20 protein-coding genes are annotated in these 22,323 nt (G+C 70.3%); 9 read left to right on the top strand and 11 right to left on the bottom strand.

Annotation, left to right across the window (positions count from 1 at the left end):
* Positions 1–88: 88 nt before the first annotated feature.
* Complete coding sequence (locus tag PH203_RS48445; protein WP_289929260.1) at positions 89–631, bottom strand: helix-turn-helix domain-containing protein; 543 nt, start codon at positions 629–631, stop codon at positions 89–91.
* Positions 632–860: 229 nt separating this feature from the next.
* On the opposite strand from PH203_RS48445, the gene PH203_RS48440 reads away from it, so the two are divergent.
* Positions 861–1,847, top strand: coding sequence for a helix-turn-helix transcriptional regulator (locus tag PH203_RS48440; RefSeq protein WP_289929252.1), 987 nt, complete (start codon positions 861–863; stop codon positions 1,845–1,847).
* Positions 1,848–2,152: 305 nt separating this feature from the next.
* Here PH203_RS48440 and PH203_RS48435 read toward each other — a convergent pair whose 3' ends face one another.
* Entirely contained in the window at positions 2,153–3,928 is a 1,776-nt protein-coding gene (locus PH203_RS48435; RefSeq protein WP_289929250.1) for a biotin carboxylase N-terminal domain-containing protein, read from the bottom strand.
* A gap of 364 nt (positions 3,929–4,292) precedes the next feature.
* On the opposite strand from PH203_RS48435, the gene PH203_RS48430 reads away from it, so the two are divergent.
* The gene (locus tag PH203_RS48430; protein WP_289929248.1) at positions 4,293–4,778 is read left to right on the top strand and encodes a hypothetical protein; all 486 of its coding nucleotides are present in this window, start codon (positions 4,293–4,295) and stop codon (positions 4,776–4,778) included.
* Here PH203_RS48430 and PH203_RS48425 read toward each other — a convergent pair.
* Positions 4,747–5,367, bottom strand: a complete 621-nt coding sequence (locus tag PH203_RS48425; RefSeq protein ID WP_289929247.1) for a nucleoside triphosphate pyrophosphatase — start codon at positions 5,365–5,367, stop codon at positions 4,747–4,749. The genes PH203_RS48430 and PH203_RS48425 overlap by 32 nt on opposite strands.
* 40 nt (positions 5,368–5,407) lie before the next feature.
* Positions 5,408–5,536: a hypothetical protein gene (locus PH203_RS48420; protein ID WP_289929245.1), complete on the bottom strand. Its 129-nt coding sequence runs from the start codon at positions 5,534–5,536 to the stop codon at positions 5,408–5,410.
* A 133-nt stretch (positions 5,537–5,669) separates the two neighbouring features.
* Here PH203_RS48420 and PH203_RS48415 point away from each other — a divergent pair, with 133 nt between their 5' ends.
* Entirely contained in the window at positions 5,670–6,770 is a 1,101-nt protein-coding gene (locus tag PH203_RS48415; protein ID WP_289929244.1) for an SGNH/GDSL hydrolase family protein, read from the top strand.
* On the opposite strand, the gene PH203_RS48410 is transcribed toward PH203_RS48415, so the two are convergent.
* The 3 genes from PH203_RS48410 to PH203_RS48400 form a co-directional block, all read right to left on the bottom strand.
* Positions 6,767–6,979, bottom strand: coding sequence for an acyl-CoA carboxylase epsilon subunit (locus PH203_RS48410; RefSeq protein ID WP_289929243.1), 213 nt, complete (start codon positions 6,977–6,979; stop codon positions 6,767–6,769). The two genes, PH203_RS48415 and PH203_RS48410, sit on opposite strands and share 4 nt — an antisense overlap.
* A 9-nt stretch (positions 6,980–6,988) precedes the next feature.
* On the bottom strand, positions 6,989–8,584 hold the full coding sequence (locus PH203_RS48405; protein WP_289929242.1) for an acyl-CoA carboxylase subunit beta: 1,596 nt from the start codon (positions 8,582–8,584) through the stop codon (positions 6,989–6,991).
* 163 nt (positions 8,585–8,747) lie between these two features.
* Positions 8,748–9,542, bottom strand: coding sequence for an enoyl-CoA hydratase-related protein (locus tag PH203_RS48400; protein WP_289929241.1), 795 nt, complete (start codon positions 9,540–9,542; stop codon positions 8,748–8,750).
* A gap of 219 nt (positions 9,543–9,761) precedes the next feature.
* Here PH203_RS48400 and PH203_RS48395 point away from each other — a divergent pair, with 219 nt between their 5' ends.
* Positions 9,762–10,469: a hypothetical protein gene (locus PH203_RS48395; protein WP_289929240.1), complete on the top strand. Its 708-nt coding sequence runs from the start codon at positions 9,762–9,764 to the stop codon at positions 10,467–10,469.
* 79 nt (positions 10,470–10,548) lie between these two features.
* Here PH203_RS48395 and PH203_RS48390 read toward each other — a convergent pair whose 3' ends face one another.
* Positions 10,549–11,670: an adenylate/guanylate cyclase domain-containing protein gene (locus PH203_RS48390; RefSeq protein WP_289929239.1), complete on the bottom strand. Its 1,122-nt coding sequence runs from the start codon at positions 11,668–11,670 to the stop codon at positions 10,549–10,551.
* A gap of 198 nt (positions 11,671–11,868) precedes the next feature.
* On the bottom strand, positions 11,869–12,729 hold the full coding sequence (locus PH203_RS48385) for a biotin--[acetyl-CoA-carboxylase] ligase (RefSeq protein ID WP_289929237.1): 861 nt from the start codon (positions 12,727–12,729) through the stop codon (positions 11,869–11,871).
* Positions 12,730–12,806: 77 nt separating this feature from the next.
* On the opposite strand from PH203_RS48385, the gene PH203_RS48380 reads away from it, so the two are divergent.
* Both PH203_RS48380 and hutH read left to right on the top strand, forming a co-directional pair.
* Positions 12,807–13,955 carry a sensor domain-containing diguanylate cyclase gene (locus PH203_RS48380; protein ID WP_289929233.1) on the top strand — a complete coding sequence of 383 codons (1,149 nt, stop codon included), beginning with the start codon at positions 12,807–12,809 and terminating at the stop codon, positions 13,953–13,955.
* 79 nt (positions 13,956–14,034) lie between these two features.
* Complete coding sequence (gene hutH / locus PH203_RS48375; RefSeq protein WP_289929259.1) at positions 14,035–15,573, top strand: histidine ammonia-lyase; 1,539 nt, start codon at positions 14,035–14,037, stop codon at positions 15,571–15,573.
* Between the two features lie 97 nt (positions 15,574–15,670).
* On the opposite strand, the gene PH203_RS48370 is transcribed toward hutH, so the two are convergent.
* Together PH203_RS48370 and PH203_RS48365 are read right to left on the bottom strand one after the other, a co-directional pair.
* On the bottom strand, positions 15,671–16,462 hold the full coding sequence (locus PH203_RS48370; RefSeq protein WP_289929232.1) for a hypothetical protein: 792 nt from the start codon (positions 16,460–16,462) through the stop codon (positions 15,671–15,673).
* 42 nt (positions 16,463–16,504) lie between these two features.
* Entirely contained in the window at positions 16,505–16,795 is a 291-nt protein-coding gene (locus PH203_RS48365; RefSeq protein ID WP_289929230.1) for an LPXTG cell wall anchor domain-containing protein, read from the bottom strand.
* 110 nt (positions 16,796–16,905) lie between these two features.
* Between PH203_RS48365 and PH203_RS48360 the strand changes: the two genes are divergently transcribed.
* From PH203_RS48360 to PH203_RS48350, 3 genes are all read left to right on the top strand, one after another.
* A complete protein-coding gene (locus PH203_RS48360) occupies positions 16,906–17,250 on the top strand; it encodes a hypothetical protein (protein ID WP_289929227.1) in 345 nt (114 codons plus the stop codon).
* Positions 17,251–17,457: 207 nt separating this feature from the next.
* Positions 17,458–18,723 (top strand): Ig-like domain-containing protein, encoded by a 1,266-nt coding sequence (locus tag PH203_RS48355; RefSeq protein ID WP_289929226.1) that lies wholly within the window; start codon positions 17,458–17,460, stop codon positions 18,721–18,723.
* 279 nt (positions 18,724–19,002) lie between these two features.
* A complete protein-coding gene (locus PH203_RS48350; RefSeq protein WP_289929258.1) occupies positions 19,003–22,323 on the top strand; it encodes a S8 family peptidase in 3,321 nt (1,106 codons plus the stop codon).

The raw sequence follows: 22,323 nt of genomic DNA, 5'->3' as shown, positions 1-22,323 counted from the left end.
GATCAAGTCGGGCGGCAGATGAACCTCGGCCTGGCTCCGAGCGGGCCGACTCCCCCTTAGCGCCTGATCATCAATTGCGGGACGGGCCTTAGGTAAGTCCGCGCAGCGTTAGTCGTAGCAATCTGTTCGCCAAGTCCGGGTCTGTCGGTGTCTCCTCTGCCGCCAGTGCGATGGCGTGTGTCAGTTGTAGTAGATCGCCGATCTCCACGTCCTCGCGCACCGCGCCCGCTTCCTGAGCGCGTGCCAGCAGGGCGCCGCCCGCTTCTCGGATGGGGTCGCTGCACCTGGCCAGAGCCGAGGTCTCGTCGCGGGAGACGGACATCAACGCCTTGGCCAGGCCCCGGTATTCACTCGCCTGCGTGATCATCTCGCGCAGCCAGGTCACCAGCGCCCCGCACGGGTTCGGGTCCGTCAGGAGTTGTCGGGAGCGGGCCAGGAGCTCGCTCACCGCGTCCTCGAAGACCGCGCTCAGCAAGGCGTTGCGGTTGGGGAAGTGGCGGTAGAGGGTGCCGATGCCTACGCCTGCCCGGCGGGCCACGTCCTCCAGGGACGCCTCGGCGCCGTGGGCGGCGAAGGCGGTGCGGGCCTCGGCGAGGAGGCGCTCGTGGTTGCGGCGGGCGTCCGCGCGCATGGTGCGGGTCGGCGCGGGTGTCGCCGTGGCCTCACCCTTCCCCATCGCTCCCACCTGCCCTCTCTCATGCCCCTGATGTGCTCCAAGGATGCCATCGCAAGATGCGCGACCGGGCTACCCGCGAGGGCCGGAGGCCGTACCTTCTTCTCAGGGCGCCCTTTCCGGGGCTTTCCCCGTACATCTCATGACTTCTCATGGTCCTCAGGCGAGAGCAGCGCCGGGAGTGCACATGGAGATCAGTGCTGGTGATGCGCGGCGCGTGCTGATGCTCGCCGGTGACCTCGAAGAGGCCGCCTCCGCGCAGGAACTGCGGGTGCGGGCGCTGTCCGCGCTGATGGAGCTGGTGCCGGCCGACGCCGGTCAGGCGTACCGGCTCTCCGTCGACGGGAGCGGGGTGTCCGCGCTCTCGCTGCCCGAGGAGTCCTTCCACGCGGACCCGATGGTGATCTACGACCATCCCCTGGACCACCCGCTCACCGAGATCATGCTGGAGACGGCGACGAACGCGGCCTGGCGGGTCAGCGATGTCGCCGGGGACCGTCAGTGGCGGCGTACCCACTGCTACAACCTGGACTTCCGGCCCTTCGGGCTGCGGCGGCACCTGGTGGCGTCGGCCGGCGCGGGGTCGGGGGCGGTCGAGGGGTACGCGCTGGTGCGGGCCGGGGCCGACTTCAGCGAGCAGGACCGCGATCTGCTGGCCTTCGCCCAGCTCCAACTGGCGGCCGTGGAGCGGAGAGTGACGGAGCGGCAGCGGCTGCTCGCCCTCTGTGCCGCCGCACTGGAGCTGGTCGGCGGTCAGGGGCGCGGGGTCGCGGCGATCGGGGAGAGCGGCCGGCCCGAGGCGCTCAACGCCGTCGCCACCCCTCTCCTGGCACGCGTACGGGACGATCCGCGGCTGGGAACAGGGGACTTCACCGCTCGTGACGTCGAGGTCCGGCACATTGCGCCCGCCACCCCGGGGCTGCCCGTCCTCCTGCTGCTCCGCGACCTCGCCCAAGGACTCGCCGCCGCCCGGCTGTTCGGGGTGACCGAGCAGGAGCACCGGACGCTGCGGCACCTGGACAGCGGGCGGACGGCGACCGAGGCGGCCCGGCGGATGGGGCTGTCACCGGCCACCGTGCGGGGGTACATCGCCTCCCTGCACCGGAAGCTGGAGGCGGGCCACACCGCGGCGCTGCTGCGCAGGGGGCGGGATCTGGGGCTGCTCGGCGACTGACACGGCACACGGCTGACACGACATACGGCGATATGTCGCGACCCCTCACAATTGACGGATGGTCATCGGCCGTGCCCCGTCGCTTCACTGGCACAAGGCGCTCCGCACGGGGCAGTGCCGTGCCCTTCGTGACGGTCGCCTTGCCCTTCGGGTGCGCCGCCCTCGCCCTCGTCCGGCACGGCATCGGCTGGACCAGGACGTCCTGTTCCACCCACCTCGGGGGAAGGCCGGAGCGCCCGGCGGACTGACTGCTCCAGTCCGCCGGGCGCTCCGGGATGTCGTACGGCCTGATCGCCGTGGGTGGGTCAGTCCTTGATCTCGCAGATCGCGGCACCCGAGGTGATGGACGCGCCGACCTCCGCCGCCAGGCCCTTGATCGTGCCGGCCTTGTGGGCGTTGAGGGGCTGCTCCATCTTCATGGCCTCCAGGACGACGACCAGGTCGCCCTCCTTGACCTCCTGGCCCTCCTCCACGGCGATCTTGACGATCGTGCCCTGCATCGGGGAGGCGAGGGTGTCGCCGGAGGCGACGGGGCCGGACTTCTTGGCCGCGCGGCGCTTGGGCTTGGCGCCCGCCGCGAGGCCGGTGCGGGCCAGGGACATGCCGAGGGAGGACGGCAGGGAGACCTCGAGGCGCTTGCCGCCGACCTCGACGACGATCGTCTCGCGGTCCTTGTCGTCCTCGTCCGTCTCGGTGTCGGCCGGGGCGGCGAAGGGCTTGATCTCGTTGACGAACTCGGTCTCGATCCAGCGGGTGTGGACCGTGAAGGGGGCCTGGCTGCCGGTCAGCTCCGGGGCGAACGCCGGGTCCTTCACCACCGCGCGGTGGAACGGGATGGCCGTCGCCATGCCCTCGACCTGGAACTCCTCCAGGGCGCGGGCGGCACGCTGGAGGGCCTGCTCGCGGGTGGCGCCGGTGACGATCAGCTTGGCGAGGAGGGAGTCCCAGGCCGGGCCGATGACCGAGCCGGACTCGACGCCCGCGTCCAGTCGGACGCCAGGGCCCGACGGGGGCGCGAAGGCCGTCACGGTGCCGGGAGCGGGGAGGAAGTTGCGGCCCGGGTCCTCGCCGTTGATGCGGAACTCGAAGGAGTGGCCGCGCAGTTCGGGGTCGCCGTAGCCGAGTTCCTCGCCGTCGGCGATGCGGAACATCTCGCGCACGAGGTCGATGCCGGCGACCTCCTCGGTGACCGGGTGCTCCACCTGGAGGCGGGTGTTGACCTCCAGGAAGGAGATCGTGCCGTCGAGGCCGACGAGGAACTCCACGGTGCCGGCGCCGACGTAGCCGGCCTCCTTCAGGATCGCCTTGGAGGAGGAGTACAGCTCCTCGATCTGGGCGTCGGAGAGGAACGGCGCGGGGGCCTCCTCGACCAGCTTCTGGTGGCGGCGCTGGAGGGAGCAGTCACGGGTGGAGACGACGACCACGTTGCCGTGGGAGTCGGCGAGGCACTGGGTCTCCACGTGGCGCGGCTTGTCCAGGTAGCGCTCGACGAAGCACTCGCCGCGGCCGAAGGCGGCGACGGCCTCGCGGACCGCCGAGTCGTAGAGCTCGGGGACCTCTTCGAGGGTGCGGGCGACCTTCAGACCGCGGCCGCCGCCACCGAAGGCGGCCTTGATGGCGATCGGCAGACCGTGCTCCTCGGCGAAGGCGACGACCTCGTCGGCACCGCTCACCGGGTCCGGGGTGCCGGCGACCAGCGGGGCGCCCGCGCGCTGCGCGATGTGCCGGGCGGCGACCTTGTCACCGAGGTCGCGGATGGCCTGCGGCGGCGGGCCGATCCAGATGAGGCCCGCGTCCAGGACCGCCTGTGCGAAGTCGGCGTTCTCGGACAGGAAGCCGTAGCCGGGGTGGATGGCGTCAGCGCCCGACTCGCGCGCCGCGTTCAGGACCTTCTCGATGTCCAGGTAGCTCGTCGCCGGGGTGTCACCACCCAGCGCGAACGCCTCATCCGCGGCGCGGACATGCAGAGCGTCCCGGTCCGGGTCGGCGTAGACGGCCACGCTCGCGATGCCGGCATCCCGGCAGGCCCGGGCCACGCGGACAGCGATTTCGCCACGGTTGGCGATGAGCACCTTGCGCACGATTGAGGCTCCCTCCTTGAAACAAGCCGAGTTTAGGGACTGCCGACACGGCACTTCGACCCGTCCCGTGTCGTGAGCTGCACCACACGGAGCGTGATGCGGAGCTCACTACATCCGCGAAATCCCTTGTCGCACCTCGGTACGCAGGACTCCTCCCCGAAACCCTAGCCCTCCGCTGTGGCCAAGGTCTCTGTGAGAGCGTGCTGCGGACCACTCCCATTCTTTGTGGAGTCCCTACGAATGGCCCAACGATTCTTTGCCTCTCGTCGAACCCTTGTCCCGGGGTTTACCCGTTAGTAGCGTTCGCGCTGTACCGAACGTACTTCTGGTAACAAGGGCTCGGCTTGAAAGTGGGTGGGGGCCGGTGGTGCGCAGACCGGTGGCTTGGATCGTGGCGGTCGTGCTCTTCGTGGAGGCGTTCGGCATCGCGGCGGTGCAGTGGTTCATGGGTGTCGTCGTGGACCGGCAGGACATGTCCCTGGCCGGCCTGGACCCCGATGTGATGTCCGTGTCGACGAAGGTCGGCGGCCTGGTCTTCGGCCTCTACTTCGCCCTGTGCGGCCTCGTCGCACTCCTCGTGGCCCTGCGCGACCGCCCCCCGGCCGGCCTCGGCCGCATCCTGCTGATCAGTGTGGCCGTGGTGCACGGCCTGCTGGGCGCGCTCGCCTGGGGGCTGCTGGGCCGGACCGAGTTCCTGTTCATGGTCGTCATGCTGGCGCTGATCATCCTGCTGCTCATGACGTACGACCGTCCCCAGGAGCCCGCCGACGCCGTGCCGTCGGACGGGCCGAAGGATCCCGAGAGCGACGGCAGCCCCGTCACGTCTCCGCCGGCGCCCACAACTCTGTGATGCCGACGCCCAGTTGGGCGAGCAGTTTGCGAACGAGGGGCAGGCTGATGCCGATCACGTTGCCGTGGTCGCCGTCGATGCCCTCGATGAACGGGGCCGAGCGGCCGTCGAGCGTGAACGCCCCGGCGACGTAGAGGGGTTCGCCGGAGGCGACGTACGCGGCGATCTCCTCGTCGCTCGGCTCACCGAAGCGGACGACCGTGGAGGCGACGCCCGAGACGTACCGTCCGCTGACGGTGTCGTAGACGCAGTGCCCGGTCTGCAGGGTGCCCGCACGGCCGCGCATGGACTTCCAGCGGGCGGTGGCCTCTTCCCGGTCGGCGGGCTTGCCCAGCGCCTGGCCGTCGATGTCCAGCACCGAGTCGCAGCCGATCACCAGCGCGCCCTTCACCTCCGGCTTCGCCGACACCACGGAGGCCTTCGCCTCGGCGAGCGCGAGCGCCAGGTCGGCGGGGGAGGGGGCGGTGACGGCGTCCTCGTCGACGCCGCTGACGATCACCTCGGGTTCGAGTCCGGCCTGCCGCAGCAGATTGAGGCGGGCGGGGGACTGGGAGGCGAGCACGAGACGGCGGCGCGGCTGATCAGTCATGCGGTCAGGGTATCGGCGTGGCTCCGTGGACGCCGATCCGTCATCCGAGGCCGAGCACGATCATCGCGAGCACCATGGCCAATGCCAGGAAGAGCCCCAGTCTGCGCAGCATGTCCTGCATGTCGCGCAGTTCCTCGGGGGGCTCGTTCTCGGGGTCGGACCACAGCATGTGTCCAGGGTGCGGGGCCGGTCTCGGGCGGCGCCTGAGTATGCGTACTCAACTTCACCAAAAGGGTCTGCGGTTCCGTTAGTCTGGCTCTCGCTAAAGGAACTCTGGTCCCGTTTGGAAGGGTGTCACTGCCATGTTCACCACGGTCTGGACCGCCTCGCCCCAGCTCCCGAGCGAGGGATTCACCCCCAACTGGTCCCGGGAGGGCTTCTGGCGGCAGTCGCTGCGGCAGCGGGTCCGGCTGAGCGGAGGCGGGGAGCGGGTCCGGGTGCGGCTCTCCAACGCGTACGGGACCTCGGCGGTCCGGGTGGCCGGCGCGAGCGTGAGCTGTGCGGGGGCGTTCGCGCGGCTCTCGTTCGGCGGCGGGCCCGGCGTCGCGATTCCCGCGCGGTCGGAGATCGTCAGCGATGCCGCTCGACTCGCCGTCACCGCGGGCGACTCGCTGACGGTCACGTTGTACTTCGACGCGGCGACCGGGCCCGCGACCTTCCACGCGCAGGCCTTCACGAGCAGCTGGCGGGGCGAGGGGGACCTGCTGGCGGCGACGGACGGCTTCGACGCGGTGAGCGAGTCCTGGTACTTCCTGGCCGGTGTCGAGGTGGACGCCGGGCGCACGGACGGGATCGCGCTCTTCGGGGACTCGATCACCGACGGGTTCGGCTCCACGGCCGGGGCGGACCGGCGGTGGTCGGACGCGCTGGCCGCGCTGACCGGGCGGCCCGTGCTGAACGCCGGGATCGGCGGGAATCTGCTGCTCAACGACTCCGCGTGGTACGGGGAGAAGGGCGTCCACCGGCTGCGGCGGGATGTGCTGGAGCGGCCCGGCGTGGACACGCTGGTCGTGCTGCTCGGGCTCAACGACATCGGGTTCAGCGAGACCGACGAACAGCCGACGTACAAGCCGGCGCCCGTGGTGGAGACGGCCGAACTCATCGCCGGGCACCGGGAGGTGATACGGAGGTCAAGGGCGGCGGGGTTGCGGGTGATCGGCTCGACGCTGCTGCCGTTCGGGGGCTCCGACCACTGGGGCGAGCACGCGGCCAAGGTGAGTCATGAGCTCAACGAGTGGATCCGCTGCTCCGGGGAGCACGACACGGTCGTGGACCTGAACCGGGTGCTGGCCGATCCGCAGGACCCGGACCGGCTGCATCCGTCGTACGACTTCGGCGATCACCTGCATCCGAACGACGCCGGATACGCGGTGATGGCCGAAGCCGTGTCGACGGTCCTCTAGGAGCCCGGCCAGTAGGTGCGGGCCCAAGTCGCAGGCCCCGGCTGGGGCAGCCGGCGTACCGCGATGCGGGACGGGTCCGACCACCCGTCCCGCGGCCGGAGGGCGCCGGGCGGCGTTGCCGCTGCCGCCGCGGCGCGGGCTCGGACCACTGCCAGGGCGGCGGCGAGCTCCTCGGGAGTGGGGTTGCCCCGGACGACCTTGATGTTCACAGCGTCTCCTTAGAGGGGGATGTTGCCGTGCTTCTTCGGGGGCAGGGACTCCCGCTTGGTGCGCAGCTGGCGCAGACCGCGGACGACGTGGCGGCGGGTGTCCGACGGCATGATCACCGAGTCGATGTAGCCGCGCTCGGCCGCGATGTAGGGGTTGAGGAGGGTGTCCTCGTACTCCTGGATCAGCCGGGCGCGCACCGCCTCCAGATCCTCGCCGTTCGCCTCGGCCTCGGCGAGCGTGCGGCGGTGCAGGATGTTCACCGCGCCCTGGGCACCCATGACGGCGATCTGGGCGGTCGGCCAGGCGAGGTTGATGTCCGCGCCGAGGTGCTTGGAGCCCATGACGTCGTAGGCGCCGCCGAAGGCCTTGCGGGTGATGACGGTGATCAGCGGGACCGTGGCCTCGGCGTAGGCGTAGATCAGCTTGGCGCCGCGGCGGATGATGCCGTCGTGCTCCTGGTCGACGCCGGGCAGGAAGCCGGGGACGTCGACGAAGGTGAGGACGGGGATGTTGAAGGCGTCGCAGGTGCGCACGAACCGCGCCGCCTTCTCGGACGCGGTGATGTCGAGGCAGCCGGCGAACTGCATCGGCTGGTTGGCGACGATGCCGACCGGCGCCCCCTCCACCCGGCCGAAGCCGGTGAGGATGTTCGGCGCGAACAGCGCCTGCGTCTCGAAGAACTCGGCGTCGTCCAGGACGTGTTCGATCACCGTGTGCATGTCGTACGGCTGGTTCGCGCTGTCCGGCACGATCGTGTCCAGCTCGCGGTCCTCGTCCGTGACGGTGAGGTCCGCCTCCTCCGGGAACGCCGGCGCCTCGGAGAGGTTGTTGGACGGCAGGTACGACAGCAGCTGCTTGACGTACTCGATCGCGTCCTTCTCGTCCCCGGCCATGTGATGCGCCACGCCGGAGGTGGAGTTGTGGGTCCGCGCGCCGCCCAGCTCCTCGAAGCCGACGTCCTCACCGGTGACCGTCTTGATGACGTCCGGACCGGTGATGAACATGTGCGAGGTCTGGTCGACCATGACGGTGAAGTCGGTGATGGCGGGCGAGTACACGGCACCACCGGCACACGGCCCCACGACCAGCGAGATCTGCGGGATGACACCGGAGGCGTGGGTGTTGCGGCGGAAGATCTCGCCGTACGCGCCGAGGGAGGCGACGCCTTCCTGGATCCGGGCCCCACCGGAGTCGTTGATCCCGATGACCGGGCACCCGGTCTTCAGCGCGAAGTCCATCACCTTGACGATCTTCTGCCCGTAGACCTCGCCAAGCGCTCCGCCGAAGACGGTGAAGTCCTGCGAGAACACGGCGACGGGCCGCCCGTCCACCGTCCCGTACCCGGTGACGACCCCGTCCCCGTACGGCCGGTTCTTCTCCAGGCCGAAGTTGGTGGAGCGGTGCCGCGCGAACTCGTCCAACTCCACGAAGGAACCCTCGTCGAGCAGCAGCTCAATGCGCTCACGGGCCGTCAGCTTGCCCTTCGCGTGCTGTTTCTCGACGGCACGAGCGGAGCCGGCGTGCGTCGCCTCGTCGATACGACGCTGGAGATCCGCGAGCTTGCCCGCGGTGGTGTGGATGTCGATCTCTTCCGGCTCGGACATCGGGATTCGGCTCCCTGCCTGCTCAAAAGGGGGGACGGTTACTCATCCGTAGAGTAGTGCTGCGCCTGCGAAACAGCAGGCCGGGCGATGTGTTCTGAGACCAACGCCACCGGACGTCTGAGATGAAGACCACCCTGACGCCGGCCGGGCGGTGCTGACCTGCTCATTCTCCGGGCCACTGCGGCTGCCGCTTCTCGTTGAACGCCCGTACCCCTTCGGCCCGGTCCCCCGAGAAGGCCACCGACCGCCAGGCCGCGTCCTCGACTTCCAGCCCCGCCCGCAGATCCAGGCCGTGCCCGAGGCGCAGCGCCTTCTTCGCGGCCCGCAGGCCCACCGGCGAGTTGGCGGCCATCCGCTCCGCCAGCCCGAGTGCCTCCTCGCGGTCCTGTCCTTCCGCCACCAGTACGTCCACCAGGCCCAGCTCCCGGGCCTCCGCCGCCTCCACCCGCCGTGCGGTGAAGATCAGCTCCGCCGCCCGGGCCGCCCCCACCCGCCGCGGCAGCAGCTGGGTACCGCCGCCCCCCGGAATCACCCCGACCGAAACCTCCGGCAGCCCCACCACCGCCGTACGGTCGGCCACGATCACGTCACACGACAGGGCCAGCTCGAAGCCGCCGCCCAGCGCGAACCCGTGCACCGCGGCGATCGTCGGCACCGGCAGCTCCAGAACCCCTGTGTACGCGCCCCGCGCGACCGGGCGCTGGCGCACCAGCTCCGCGTCACTGAAGGAGTTCCGCTCCTTCAGGTCCGCCCCGACGCAGAACGCCCGCTCATGCGTGGACGTCAACACGACCACCCGTACCCCGCTGTCGGACCCCAGCGCCGCGCACGCCGCCCCCAGCGACCTGGCCATCTCCGTCGACACGGCGTTCATGGCCTTCGGCCGGTCGAGGGCGAGCTCCGCAACATGCCCGTGCCGCCGTACCAGCACGAACTCCCCGTACCGTTCCTCGCTCATGACACCCTCCGGTTAACGCGGGTTAACACCATCCGTCCCGATCATCGCAGCCCCGCCCGAAAGGTGAAAGGGCTGACCGGACCCCTGGTTCCCGCAGCCTGGCCCGACTCCCCGTTCGAGTGACATCCCGCCCAACTCATGCCCGACCGCCCAGGGGAGCGCATAGCGTGCGCTCCGCCATGGCGCACCGGGGGCGCGAGGCATGGGGAGGGGATCGCGATGACGACGATGACGGACGCCGGGACGAGGCCGGACACAACCACGGCCGACGTCTCCGGGACACCGCGGACGCCGGTGCCCCCCAAGGCGCCGGCGGCACCCCACGCACAGGCGGCCCCCGACACCGCACCCCCGCCCCGCCTCTTCTCCGCCCCCCGCGGCCGGCACCGTCGCCCCCGACCCCGCAAGGTCCTGCTCGCCGCCGGCGGCCTCGCCCTGGCCGCCGGGGCGCTGAGCCTCGTACGGCTGGCGTCCGAGCCGGGTCTCGGCGGCGGTCTCGGCACCGGCACCACGGAGGCCGAACCCCGCCTCGACGGCCCGGACAACGGCACCGGCCGGGCGACCAACGCCGCCGCCACGATCGGCTCGGTGCCGAAGGCGAGCCCTTCGGCGACCTCGGCGATGGGAGGGGTGAGCGCGACACCGGCGGCGGGCGGCACCGTCGTACCGCTGCCGTCCGCGACGACCGTCGTACCACCCGGCCACGCGACCCCGCCGGCCCTCGCCACGACGATCCCCGACGCCCCGAACACCCCGGCCCCCGCGACCACACCCCCGGCCCCGGCCACGAGCAGCCCCGCCGCGCCGCAGCCGGCCCCGGCGCCGGGTCAGAGCACGAATGCCCCGGCCCCGGACCCGGAACCGGCCCAGCCCGGTGGTGTGTGCGTGCCCGTGATCGGTCTGTGCGTGGATCCGCTGAGCCGCTGAGTGCTCCGTCGGCGGTGGCGGCGAGGAGTTTTGAGGGGCTGAGGGGCTCGAGGGGCTTGAGGGGCTGTCCTTCAGGGCGTCACGGCGTCGTCGTCCCGCCGGACCGCCGGGTCAGCAGCCACGGCTCGACGACACCGAGGCCACGCACCGGCCGCTGCCACATCGGCTGCAGCGCGAAGCGGTACGTCGGGGGCTCCTCGCCCTCCTTCTCCGCGGTGGCCGCGGCCTCGGCCGCCTCCGCCTCGGATGCGGGCGCCTCCGCGGTGCGGATCAGCTCCTCCGCGAAGGCGGTGTCGACGAGTACGGCGTCCCGGGGAGCTATCGAGGTGAGCCGGGAGGCGAGGTTCACGGTGGTGCCGAAGACATCGCCCATACGAGTGGTCACCGTGCCGAAGGCGATGCCGACGCGCAGCTCCGGCATGGTCTCGTCGTTCGCCATGGTCTCGATGAGCCGCAGCGCGATCTCGGCGGCGACACCCGCGTCGTCGGCGGCGTAGAGCACCTCGTCGCCGAGGGTCTTGATGAGCCGCCCGCCGTGCGCGGCGACGAGATCCGCGGCGGTGGTCTCGAAGGCCTCGACGAGCTCGCCGAGCTCCTCCTCCTCCATACGGCGGGTCAGCCGCGTGAACCCGACGAGGTCGGCGAAGCCGACGGCGAGCCGCCGGTCGACCATCTCCTCGTCGTCGGCGGCCTGTACGACCCGCCCGGCGGAGGCGGCGAGCTGGCGGCGCCAGACGTAGACGAGGAACTCCTCCAGCTCGGGCAGGAGCAGCTCGATGATCGGGTACGTCACCTCGGTACGGGTCATCCCCGGCTCGGGCGGCTCGGTCAGCCCCTCCAGGAAGGAGTCGATCTGCCACTCCGCGAGCCGCGCGGTGGTCTGCCCGGTGGACCTCGCCACCTGCACGGCCATCGCCTCGCTCAGCAGCCCCGCCTCGACGAGACCGGCGAGCCGCCGCAGCGCGAGCACGTCCGCTTCCGTGAACGCCTTGGCCTGACCGACGTCCGCGAAGCCCATCGCCCGCCAGAAACGGGTCGCCAGCTCCATCGAGACACCGGCGGTACGGGCCGCCTGGAAGGGGGTGTAGCGCCGCTCGGCACCGAGAATCAGCGCTTCGAGACGCACGGCGAGCGGGTGCGGGGCCCCTCCGGGGTCGGCGGCGGTCGAGTCCTCGCCGGAACCCGTGTCGTCGACGGTCACGCCTGCTGCCCTTCCGATCTGCCACGGTCAGGTATCGACCGGCCTTCACTTTACGGCAGCTGTGCCGTAGCTCACTCCGTGGAGCCGAGAGAAAGGGTGCCTGATCATCGTCCTCGGCTGCGGGTGCTTCGTGGCTTGTCGCGCCCCGCGGCGGAGCCGCTGATGTCACAGCTCCGCGCCCCTTGAGGTATGGGCAGCTCACGCCGGGCGCAGGTGGACGATGTCTCCCGCCCCCACCGGCTCCTGTACGCCCTCCGCTGTCGCGATCACCAGGCGGCCGTCACCGTCCACCGCGACCGCCTCGCCCGTGATCGAGCGGTCGCCCGGTAGCTCGGCCCTCACCGTCCTTCCCAGCGTCGCGCAGCCCGCCGCGTACGTCTCCTGCAGGCCGCTCGCCGCCGGGTCGCCGCCCGCCTCGCGCCAGCGGCCGTACCACTCCTCCAGGGATCGCAGGACCGCCCGCAGCAGGGGGTCGCGGTCCGTCGTCACCGCACCGGCCAGCGCCAGCGAACCCGCCTGGGGTACCGGCAGCTCGTCCTCGCGCAGGGTGACGTTGATGCCGACGCCGATCACGACCCCGTCCGCGCCGGCCCGCTCCGCGAGGATCCCGCCGGCCTTGCGCTCCTCGCCGCCGACGGTGACCAGGAGGTCGTTGGGCCACTTGAGTGCCGTGTCGATTCCGGCCGACCGGGACAGGCCGGTCGCGACGGCCACCCCCGTCAGCAGCGGCAGCCAGCCCCAGCGGGCCACCGGGACCTGGGCCGGCTTGAGCAGGACGGAGAAGAACAGGCCCGAGCGGGCGGGTGCCGTCCACTGCCGGTCGAGGCGGCCCCGTCCGGCCGTCTGTTCCTCGGCGACGATCACCGCGCCCTCCTCGGCGTCCCCCTTGACGGCGAGATCCACCAGGTCCTGGTTGGTGGAGCCGGTGCGCTGCACCACGTCCACGTCGCACCACAGCCCGCCGTCCCGCACCAGCCCGCGGCGCAGCGCGGCGCCGTTGAGCGGCGGACGGTCGAGGTTCGACCAACGGTTGTCGTCTGAGGCATCTCGCGGCGTCATGCAAGCCACCCTAGGTGTGTCACTCCTAGCACCCGTTCAGTGTCCCTTTTTTCCTGAAACCTCCCTAGCCTGGGGTAATGGGTGAGGAGAAGCGGCTCGCGGCCGTCGTCGCGCTGGCTCAGGGCATGGCGGCGGCCCATGGGTCGCGTGAGGCGTGGCGGGCGGCGGCGGGCGGGGCCTGCCGTGCCCTCGGGGGGAGTTTTGCCGCGCTGTCCGTCTGGGAGCGGGAGCTCGGGCGGCTGAGGGTGCTCGTCAATGTGGGGGAGCGGGCCCCCGGCGAGGAGGAGTTCCCCGACGGCGAGGCCTACCCCGTCCATCAGTTCCCCGAGATCACCGAGTTCCTGCACGAGCGCTGGGCCGGGGGCGGCGAGCCCGACGCCTGGGTGGAGACCGCGGAGGGTCCGGCCGCCGGGCGCCGGCCCGGGTACGTCCATCAGCGTGTCGCCGCCCTCCGCAGGCGAGGGCGGGGATGCTGTGTCGTCGCCCCCATCGTGCTCAACGGGCGTGCCTGGGGTGAGCTCTATGTCGCCCGCCCGGCCGGAGACCCCGTCTTCGACCGTGCCGACGCCGACTTCGCCACCGTCCTCGCCTCCGTCGTCGCCGCCGGGATCGCCCAGGCCGAGCGCCTGGAGGAGGCGAGGCGGCTGGCGTTCACGGACGCCCTCACCGGACTCGCCAACCGCCGTGCCGTCGACGTACGCCTCGACGAGGCCGTGGAGCGGCACAAGCGGGAAGGGGTGGTCGTCAGCCTTGTCGTCTGTGATCTCAATGGGCTCAAGAGGGTCAACGACACGCGGGGGCATGCCGTCGGGGACCGGCTGCTGGAGAGGTTCGGGTCCGTTCTGTCGCTCTGCGGTGCCATGCTGCCGGGCGCGCTGGCCGCGCGGCTCGGCGGGGACGAGTTCTGTCTGCTCGCCGTCGGGCCGTCCTCCGGCGAGGTCGTGAAGGCGGCCGACGAACTCTGCCGCAGGGCGGCCGAGCTGGAGCTCGGGGACGGGGTCGCCTGCGGGGTGGCGTCGACCGAGGACCCGATCGGTCCCGTACGGTCCGCCCGCCGGCTCTTCCGGCTCGCCGACGCCGCCCAGTACCGCGCCAAGGCCGAGCGCGCTGACAAACCCGTCGTCGCCGGACGGGAGGGCCCGGACGACCCCGTCGTGCAGCTCGCGGACGCGCCCTCGCGGGAGGGGCACGCGGAGCGGCGGCGGTTCCGTGGGCGCCGTCTGTGATGTACGCGCCGGTAAGGGGCGAACCCCTACCCCACTCGTGACATCCTCGTCTTCAGTGCGTACGCTCCTGAATATGGATATGCACACTGTGGTGGTGGGGACGTCCGGGGTGACCGCGTCCGACGTTCTCGCCGTGGCGCGCGACGGCGCCCGGATCGAGCTCTCCGCGGAGGCGGTCGCCGCGCTGGCCGCCGCCCGCGAGATCGTGGACGCGCTGGCCGCGAAGCCCGAACCCGTCTACGGCGTGAGCACCGGCTTCGGTGCCCTGGCGACCCGGCACATCAGCCCGGAGCTCCGCGCCCAGCTGCAGCGCAACATCGTCCGCTCGCACGCCGCCGGCATGGGGCCGCGCGTGGAGCGGGAGGTCGTACGGGCGCTGATGTTCCTGCGGTTGAAGACCGTCTGCTCGGGACACACCGGTGTCCGGCCCGAGGTCGCCCAGACCATGGCCGACGTCCTCAACGCCGGTATCACCCCGGTCGTGCACGAGTACGGCTCCCTCGGCTGCTCCGGCGACCTCGCGCCGCTGTCGCACTGCGCGCTGACCCTCATGGGCGAGGGCGACGCCGAGGGGCCCGACGGGGTCGTACGCCCCGCCGGCGAACTGCTCGCCGAGCACGGGATCACGCCCGTCGAACTGCGCGAGAAGGAAGGGCTCGCCCTCCTCAACGGCACCGACGGCATGCTCGGCATGCTGGTCATGGCCCTCGCCGACCTCGACCTGCTCTACAAGTCGGCCGACATCACCGCCGCCCTGTCCCTGGAAGGGCTTCTCGGCACCGACAAGGTCCTCGCCCCCGAGCTGCACGCCATCCGGCCGCACCCGGGGCAGGGCGCCAGCGCCGCCAACATGCTGGCCGTGCTCCAGGGGTCGCAGCTCACCGGGCACCACCAGGACGACGCGCCGCGCGTGCAGGACGCCTACTCGGTGCGCTGCGCCCCGCAGGTCGCCGGTGCCGGGCGGGACACCCTGGCGCATGCGCGGCTGGTCGCGGAGCGGGAGCTGGCCTCCGCCGTCGACAACCCCGTGGTCCTGCCCGACGGGCGCGTCGAGTCCAACGGCAACTTCCACGGCGCGCCCGTCGCGTACGTCCTCGACTTCCTCGCCATCGCCGCCGCCGACCTCGCGTCCATCGCGGAGCGGCGCACCGACCGGCTGCTCGACAAGAACCGGTCGCACGGGCTGCCGCCCTTCCTCGCCGATGACGCCGGCGTCGACTCCGGGCTCATGATCGCCCAGTACACGCAGGCCGCGCTGGTGAGCGAGATGAAGCGGCTCGCGGTGCCTGCCTCCGCCGACTCCATTCCCTCCTCCGCCATGCAGGAGGACCACGTCTCCATGGGGTGGTCGGCCGCGCGGAAGCTGCGGACCGCCGTCGACAACCTGACGCGCGTGATCGCCGTCGAGCTCTACGCCGCCACACGCGCCGTCGAGCTGCGCGAGGGACTGGCGCCGGCGCCGGCCTCGCGGGCGGTCATCGAGGCCGTACGGAAGGCGGGGGTGCGGGGGCCGGGGCCGGACCGGTTCCTGGCGCCGGATCTCGCGGCCGCGGACGCCTTCGTGCGCGGTGGGCAGCTGGTGGCGGCGGCGGAGAGCGTCACCGGGCCGCTGCAGTAGCGGGCCCGCCGCGCGGAAGGGCCCCGGTCCGTGCTGGACCGGGGCCCTTCCCGTGCTGCCCGCGACCTGCCGGCCGCCGCTTGCTTCAGTTTTTCGCTTACTTCAGCTTTCCGACCTGTGCCGTGACGAGCTCGGCGGGGATCGAGGCGGCCTTGCCGCCGGTACCCAGCGCGGCGAGGTTGAGGGTGTAGAAGGTGGCGACGGAGTTGCCCTTGCGCACCACCTCGGTGTGGAAGGTCGCCTTGCCCTCGCCGTTCATGTCGACGTCGGTGGCGTAGGCCACCGACTCGTCGCCGCCGCCGTTGCCCGTCTCCTTGGTGACCTTGGTGACCTTGGTGGTCTCGTCCTCGCCGGTCATGGCGTAGCCGCCGGAGCAGGCGGTGAGGCCGTCGGACACGGCCTTGAGGGCCTTCTCGGCGCCGTCGCCGTCGTAGGAGGACAGGCCGACGAACGTCACGCTCACGTCGAAGGCGTTCTCGAAGTCGGACTCGCTGAGCTCCGAGGGGTCCTTGGAGGCGGCCGAGGCGTCGGGCTCGGCGGTCACGGTGTTGCCGGCGCTCGCGTCGGTCTCACCCGGCGCCAGAGCGGCCATGGACCAGGCGAGCGGTGCGCACTCGGCCTTGTCGGTCTTCACCTCGTCCTTGGACTTCGGAAGGGTGTCGTCCCCCGAGTCGACCTTGTACCCCTTGATGTCGCCGGTGGCGAGCAGCAGCTTCTCCAGCTCGGCGGAGGTCAGCGCCTTCGCCGCCGGGGCCGACGACTCGGCGGCGGACTCCTTCGTGTCCTTGGCGTCGTCCGAACCCTCGGTGGAACAGCCGGTGATGAGGGCGAGCGACAGGGCGCTCACGGCAAGCGTGGCGCCTATGCGGGCCCCCGATGATCTCTTCATGAGCGGACTATGAGGTTTTGGTCAAACGCCCGTCAAGTTGATTCAAAAATCGAGACGTTCCCGGCGAACCGAATAGATCACGAAGCCGGCGCCGAGCCCGAGGAAGGCGGTGCCGCCGACGACGTACGGCGTGGTGTCGAAGCTGCCGGTGTCGGCGAGCCGGGTGCCCTCGGCGGCTTGCGAGGACTCGGTGGTGGCTGCCCTGGCCTGCTGGGTGACCTCGGTTCTCGCCGGTTCGTCCTGGGTCGCGTTGGCGGACGGGACGAACCACAGGGCGCCCAGGAGGGTGCCCGCGGCGGTGGCGGTCAGCAACGGACGGCGAGCGGATGACACGGAATATCGATCCCCTTGTGGCGCTGGCGAATTGGCCGTGTGGGGCGATGTTAGTGAAAGGCGCGGGTCACGGGAAAGTCACGGGGGCCAAGGGCCGTACTCTCCGGGGCATGAGCACTGAAGAGACATCACGCTTTGTTCGCCTTCGGGTGGAATTGGTCGTCGAGATCGACGACGAGGGGGCCGTGACCAGCGCCGCGCTGGAGCGGATCGCGGACGATCCCGAGATGCCGGCCGAGGAACAGGCGCATGCCGAGAGCGCTGTGACGGAAGACACCGCGGAGGCCCTGGCGTATCTCGTCGACCCGTTCGACCTGGTCAGCGAGGTGCCCGGGGTCGAACTCGTGCAGGCCTCCTGGTCCAGCGAGCGGATCGACTACGACCCGGATTCGCCGGAGTGGGATCTCGACGAGGATGATGTGGTCGAGGACGAGGAAGAAGTCGCGGCCGGCTGAGCAGTCTTGGGAAATTCGTGACCCCGGACGGCAACCGCCGTCCGGGGTTTCGTCGTCTCAGGGGGCGCAGTGACCGAGCATCGCACCACCCGCCACGGCGGACGTGGTGTGCCCCACACCTTCGAAGAATGTGGAACGGGACGAACCGGTCGTAGCGTTTAGGTTTCATTGACGGGGACTCTCGGGGTTCTGGGGAAATCGGCAACGATGGAGAAGCGTGTGATGACGGTCAGTAAGCGGCGCAGGGGCCTGACGGTCGCGTCCGCACTGCTCGGCGGTGTCCTGGTGCTGTCGGCCTGTTCCAGCGGCGACAACGATGCCTCTGGCGGGGACAACAGCGACACCTCGCAGGCCAAGGTCGACGAGGCGGCCGCGAAGAAGACGTCCGAGGCCGACATCAAGATCACGCCCAAGGACGGCTCGGACAACGCCTCCATCAACAACTCCGCGGCCGTCACCGTGAGCAAGGGCACGCTCACGGAGGTCACGATGGCGACCGCCGACGGCACCGAGGTGGCCGGCGCGCTGTCCGCCGACAAGACCAGCTGGAAGCCGACCGCCCAGCTGGAGCGCTCGACCACCTACAAGGTCAACGCCGAGGCCAAGGACGCCAAGGGCCTCGTCGCCGTCGAGAACGCCTCGTTCACCACGGTCTCGCCGACCAACAGCTTCATAGGCAACTTCACGCCGGAGGACGGCTCGACCGTCGGCGTGGGCATGCCGGTGTCGATCAACTTCGACAAGGCCATCACCAACAAGGCGGCCGTCCAGAAGGGCATCACCGTCTCCTCCTCCAGCGGCCAGGAGGTCGTCGGGCACTGGTTCAACGCCAACCGCCTCGACTTCCGCCCCGAGGACTACTGGACCGAGAACTCCACCGTCACGCTGAAGCTCGCGCTCGACGGCGTCGAGGGCGCGGAGGGCGTCTACGGCGTCCAGCAGAAGACGGTCACCTTCAAGATCGGCCGCAACCAGGTCTCCATCGTCGACGCGAAGACCAAGACGATGAAGGTCACGCACAACGGCCAGACCGTCAAGACCATCCCGATCTCGGCCGGCTCGCCGGAGAACAAGACGTACGAGGGCATCATGGTGATGTCCGAGATGTTCAAAGAGACGCGGATGAACGGCACGACCGTCGGCTTCACCGACGACGACGGCAAGGCCGAGTACGACATCAAGGACGTCCCGCACGCCATCCGGCTGACGAACTCCGGCACCTTCGTCCACGGCAACTACTGGGGCGCCAAGTCCATCTTCGGCAGCGTGAACACCAGCCACGGCTGCGTGGGCCTGTCCGACACCAAGGGTGCCAACGACAAGGGCACCGCGGGCTACTGGTTCTACAACAACTCGATGATCGGTGACGTCGTGGTCGTCCAGAACACCGGCGACAAGACGGTGGCTCCGGACAACGGTCTGAACGGCTGGAACCTGAGCTGGGCGGACTGGAAGGCGGGTTCGGCGGTCTGACGCCGAGCGCTCCACCGAATTCCGGGGAACGCGCTCGCTGCCCGTACGGGTGGCGAGCGCGTTTCTGCGTTCCGGGTGGAGCGCAGCCGCAACTCCCCCTGAACCCGGCAGTCTTGTAACAGACGTTGCTGTCGGGGAGTTGTGCATTGAATGCCGTGATCATCTCTCGGCATACTGCGAGAACCGGGGGGTGCACGTATATGCGTGCGAGTCTCCCCCCGCCCGGGTGAACGGGGAATTCACCCGGTCCTTCTGCAAGGGGGAATCTTGCGCAGACAAGTGAAAAAGGCATGCGCGGCCACGATCGCCACAGCGGCGGCCGTAGCGCTCGCGGCGGGCATGACCAGCCCGGCGTCGGCGGACGCGCAGCAGACCGCGAGTGTCTCGCAGTCGAACAAGGCGCAGCTCACGCCCAAGCACCGCATCACCCTGATCACCGGTGACCGCGTCGTCGTGGACGCCAAGGGCCGGGTCGTCGGCCTGGAGCCCGCGAAGGGCCGGGCGCACATACCGGTGCAGCTCCGCAAGGCCGACGGCCACACCTATGTGCTGCCGTCCGACGTCGTTCGCCTGGTGTCGAGCGGCAAGCTCGACGAGCGGCTGTTCGACATCACCGAGCTCAACAAGTCCGCCACCCGCAAGTCCCAGAGCAAGGGACTGAAGGTGATCGTCGGTTACAAGGGCGCGGCGAGCGCGGCGAAGGACGACGTCCGGGACGCGGGCACCCTGCGGCAGAGCCTGAAGACGCTGAACGCGGACGCGGTGCAGACGCCGACGGCGGAGGCTCCCGAGTTGTGGGACGCGGTCACCAACGGTGACAAGACGGCCGCCGGCATCGCGCACGTCTGGCTCGACGGTGTCCGCAAGGCCAGCCTCGACAAGTCCGTGCCGCAGATCGGTGCTCCGAAGGCGTGGGCCGCGGGTTACGACGGCAAGGGCGTCAAGATCGCCGTCCTGGACACCGGTGTCGACGCCACTCACCCGGACCTCAAGGACCAGGTGATCGCCTCGAAGAACTTCTCGACCTCCCCCGACGCCACCGACAAGTACGGCCACGGCACGCACGTCGCGTCCATCGCGGCGGGCACCGGCGCCAAGTCGGGCGGCAAGTACAAGGGTGCGGCGCCGGGCGCGAAGCTCCTCAACGGCAAGGTGCTCAGCGACGACGGCTACGGCGAGGACTCGCAGATCCTCGCGGGCATGGAGTGGGCGGCCGAGCAGGGTGCCGACGTCGTCAACCTCAGCCTGGGCGGCAGCGACACCCCGGAGATCGACCCGCTGGAAGCCGAGGTCAACAAGCTCTCGGAGACCAAGGGCATCCTGTTCGCCATCGCCGCCGGCAACGAGGGCGACTTCGGCGACCAGACCATCGGCTCCCCGGGCAGCGCGGCTTCGGCCCTGACCGTCGGCGCGGTCGACGACAAGGACGAGCTGGCGTCCTTCTCCAGCACCGGCCCTGGCCTCGACGGGCAGATCAAGCCGGATGTGACCGCGCCGGGTGTGGACATCACGGCCGCCTCGGCCAAGGGCAGCATCATCGAGCAGGAGGTCGGTGAGAAGCCGGCCGGCTATCTGACGATCTCCGGTACGTCGATGGCGACTCCGCATGTCGCGGGCGCCGCGGCGATCCTGAAGCAGCAGCACCCGGAGTGGACGTACACCGAGCTCAAGGGTGCCCTGACGGGTTCCACCAAGGGCGGCAAGTACACGCCGTTCCAGCAGGGTTCGGGCCGGATCCAGGTCGACAAGGCCATCAAGCAGACCGTGATCGCGGACCCGGTGTCGGTGAGTTTCGGTGTGCAGCAGTGGCCGCACACCGATGACAAGCCGGTCACCAAGGAGCTGACGTACCGCAACCTCGGTACGGCGGACGTCACGCTGAAGCTGTCCTCGACGGCCACCAACCCCAAGGGCGCGGCGGCTCCGGCGGGCTTCTTCAAGCTGGCGGCCACCTCGGTGACGGTCCCGGCGGGTGGCAAGGCCTCGGTCGGCTTCACCGTCAACACCAAGCTGGGCGGCACGGTCGACGGCGCGTACTCCGCGTACGTGACGGCGACGGGCGGCGGCCAGACGGTGCGCACGGCCGCAGCGGTGCAGCGCGAGGTCGAGTCGTACGACGTCACGCTGAACGTCCTCGACCGTGACGGCAAGCCGACCAAGAACTACAGCGCCGACCTGACCGGCATCTCCGGCCTCGCGAACGGCGAACGGTACAGCCCGTACGAGGAGGACGGCTCGGTCACCGTCCGGGTGCCCAAGGGCGGTTACATCCTCAACTCCGCGTACTACGTGGACCCGGAGGACTTCGCCAAGGGTGCCGACTGGCTGGTCCAGCCGAAGCTGAACGTCACCGGGAACACGACGATCACGCTGGACGCCCGCAAGGCCAAGCCGGTCGACATCACCGTGCCTGACCCGGCCGCCAAGTCCCAGTTCGCCTCGCCCGGCTTCCAGATCGACACGGCCGACGGCGGTTACTTCTACGGCTGGTTCCTGGACTCGTACGCGGGCTTCCGTACGGCGCACCTCGGCCCGCAGGTGACCGACGGTTCGCTCAGTCAGCAGTTCGACGGCCACTGGTCCAAGGGCACCACCGAGCAGTACGACACCGTGGCCGGCGGCAAGGTCAAGCAGTTCCCCACCGGTTACACCAAGCACTACAAGGCGAGCGAGCTGGCCAAGGTGAAGGTCGGCCTGGGCGCGGCGGCGAGCGGCAAGAAGGGGTCGGTCAGTGCCACCGGCTGGCTCCCCGGCTCCTTCGTCGGCTCCGCGATCGGCGTGCAGCAGACCCTGCCCGGTACCCGCACCCTGCACCTGTCCACCCTCAGCGGGGTGAAGTGGGATGTGGAGTTCCAGCAGGCCGGCGGAGTCGACCCGGACGGCTTCCCGCTCTCCGAGGCGTTCTACACGCTCGGTGCCGCGCAGTCCTTCCAGGGCGGCAAGTCGTACGCGAAGACCTTCAACACCGCGGTCTTCGGTCCGCGTCTCAACGCCGACTTCGGTCTGTACCGCGACGGCAACGAGATCTTCGGCTCCCTCCCGCTGTTCGCGGACGGCCAGGGCCACGCCGGCTCCTCGGTGTTCACCTCGGTCAACACCACGCTGTACAAGAACGGCGTCAAGGTCGGCTCGAACGACGACCCGCTGTTCGGTGAGAAGACCTTCAAGGTCCCGGCCGGCCAGGCCAACTACAAGCTGACGACCTCGGTCAAGCGCAGTGTCAAGGTCGCCGCGGCCTCCACCCGGATCGACGCCAGCTGGACGTTCGCGTCCAAGAAGACGGCCGACCTCACCAAGCTGCCGGCCTCCACGGTCCGCTTCAACGCGAAGACGGGTCTGGACAGCCGGGTCAAGGCGGGCGAGACGGTGAAGATCCCGGTCACCGTCGAGGGTGCGGCCAAGGGCTCCAACCTGAAGTCGCTGTCGGTGTACGTGTCCTACGACTACGGCAAGACCTGGAAGAAGGTCACGGTCTCCGGCGGCAAGATCACGGTCAAGAACCCGGAGAAGGGGAAGGCCATCTCCTTCCACGCGAAGATCACCGACAAGAAGGGCAACAAGTCGACGATCTCGATCTACAACGCGTACTACGGGAAGTGA

Origin of the sequence: Streptomyces sp. S.PB5 (assembly GCF_030403745.1) — a bacterium.
GTDB lineage: Bacteria > Actinomycetota > Actinomycetes > Streptomycetales > Streptomycetaceae > Streptomyces.
The sequence above is the reverse complement of the archived record's forward strand: the minus strand, read 5'-3'. Positions and strand labels throughout refer to the sequence as shown.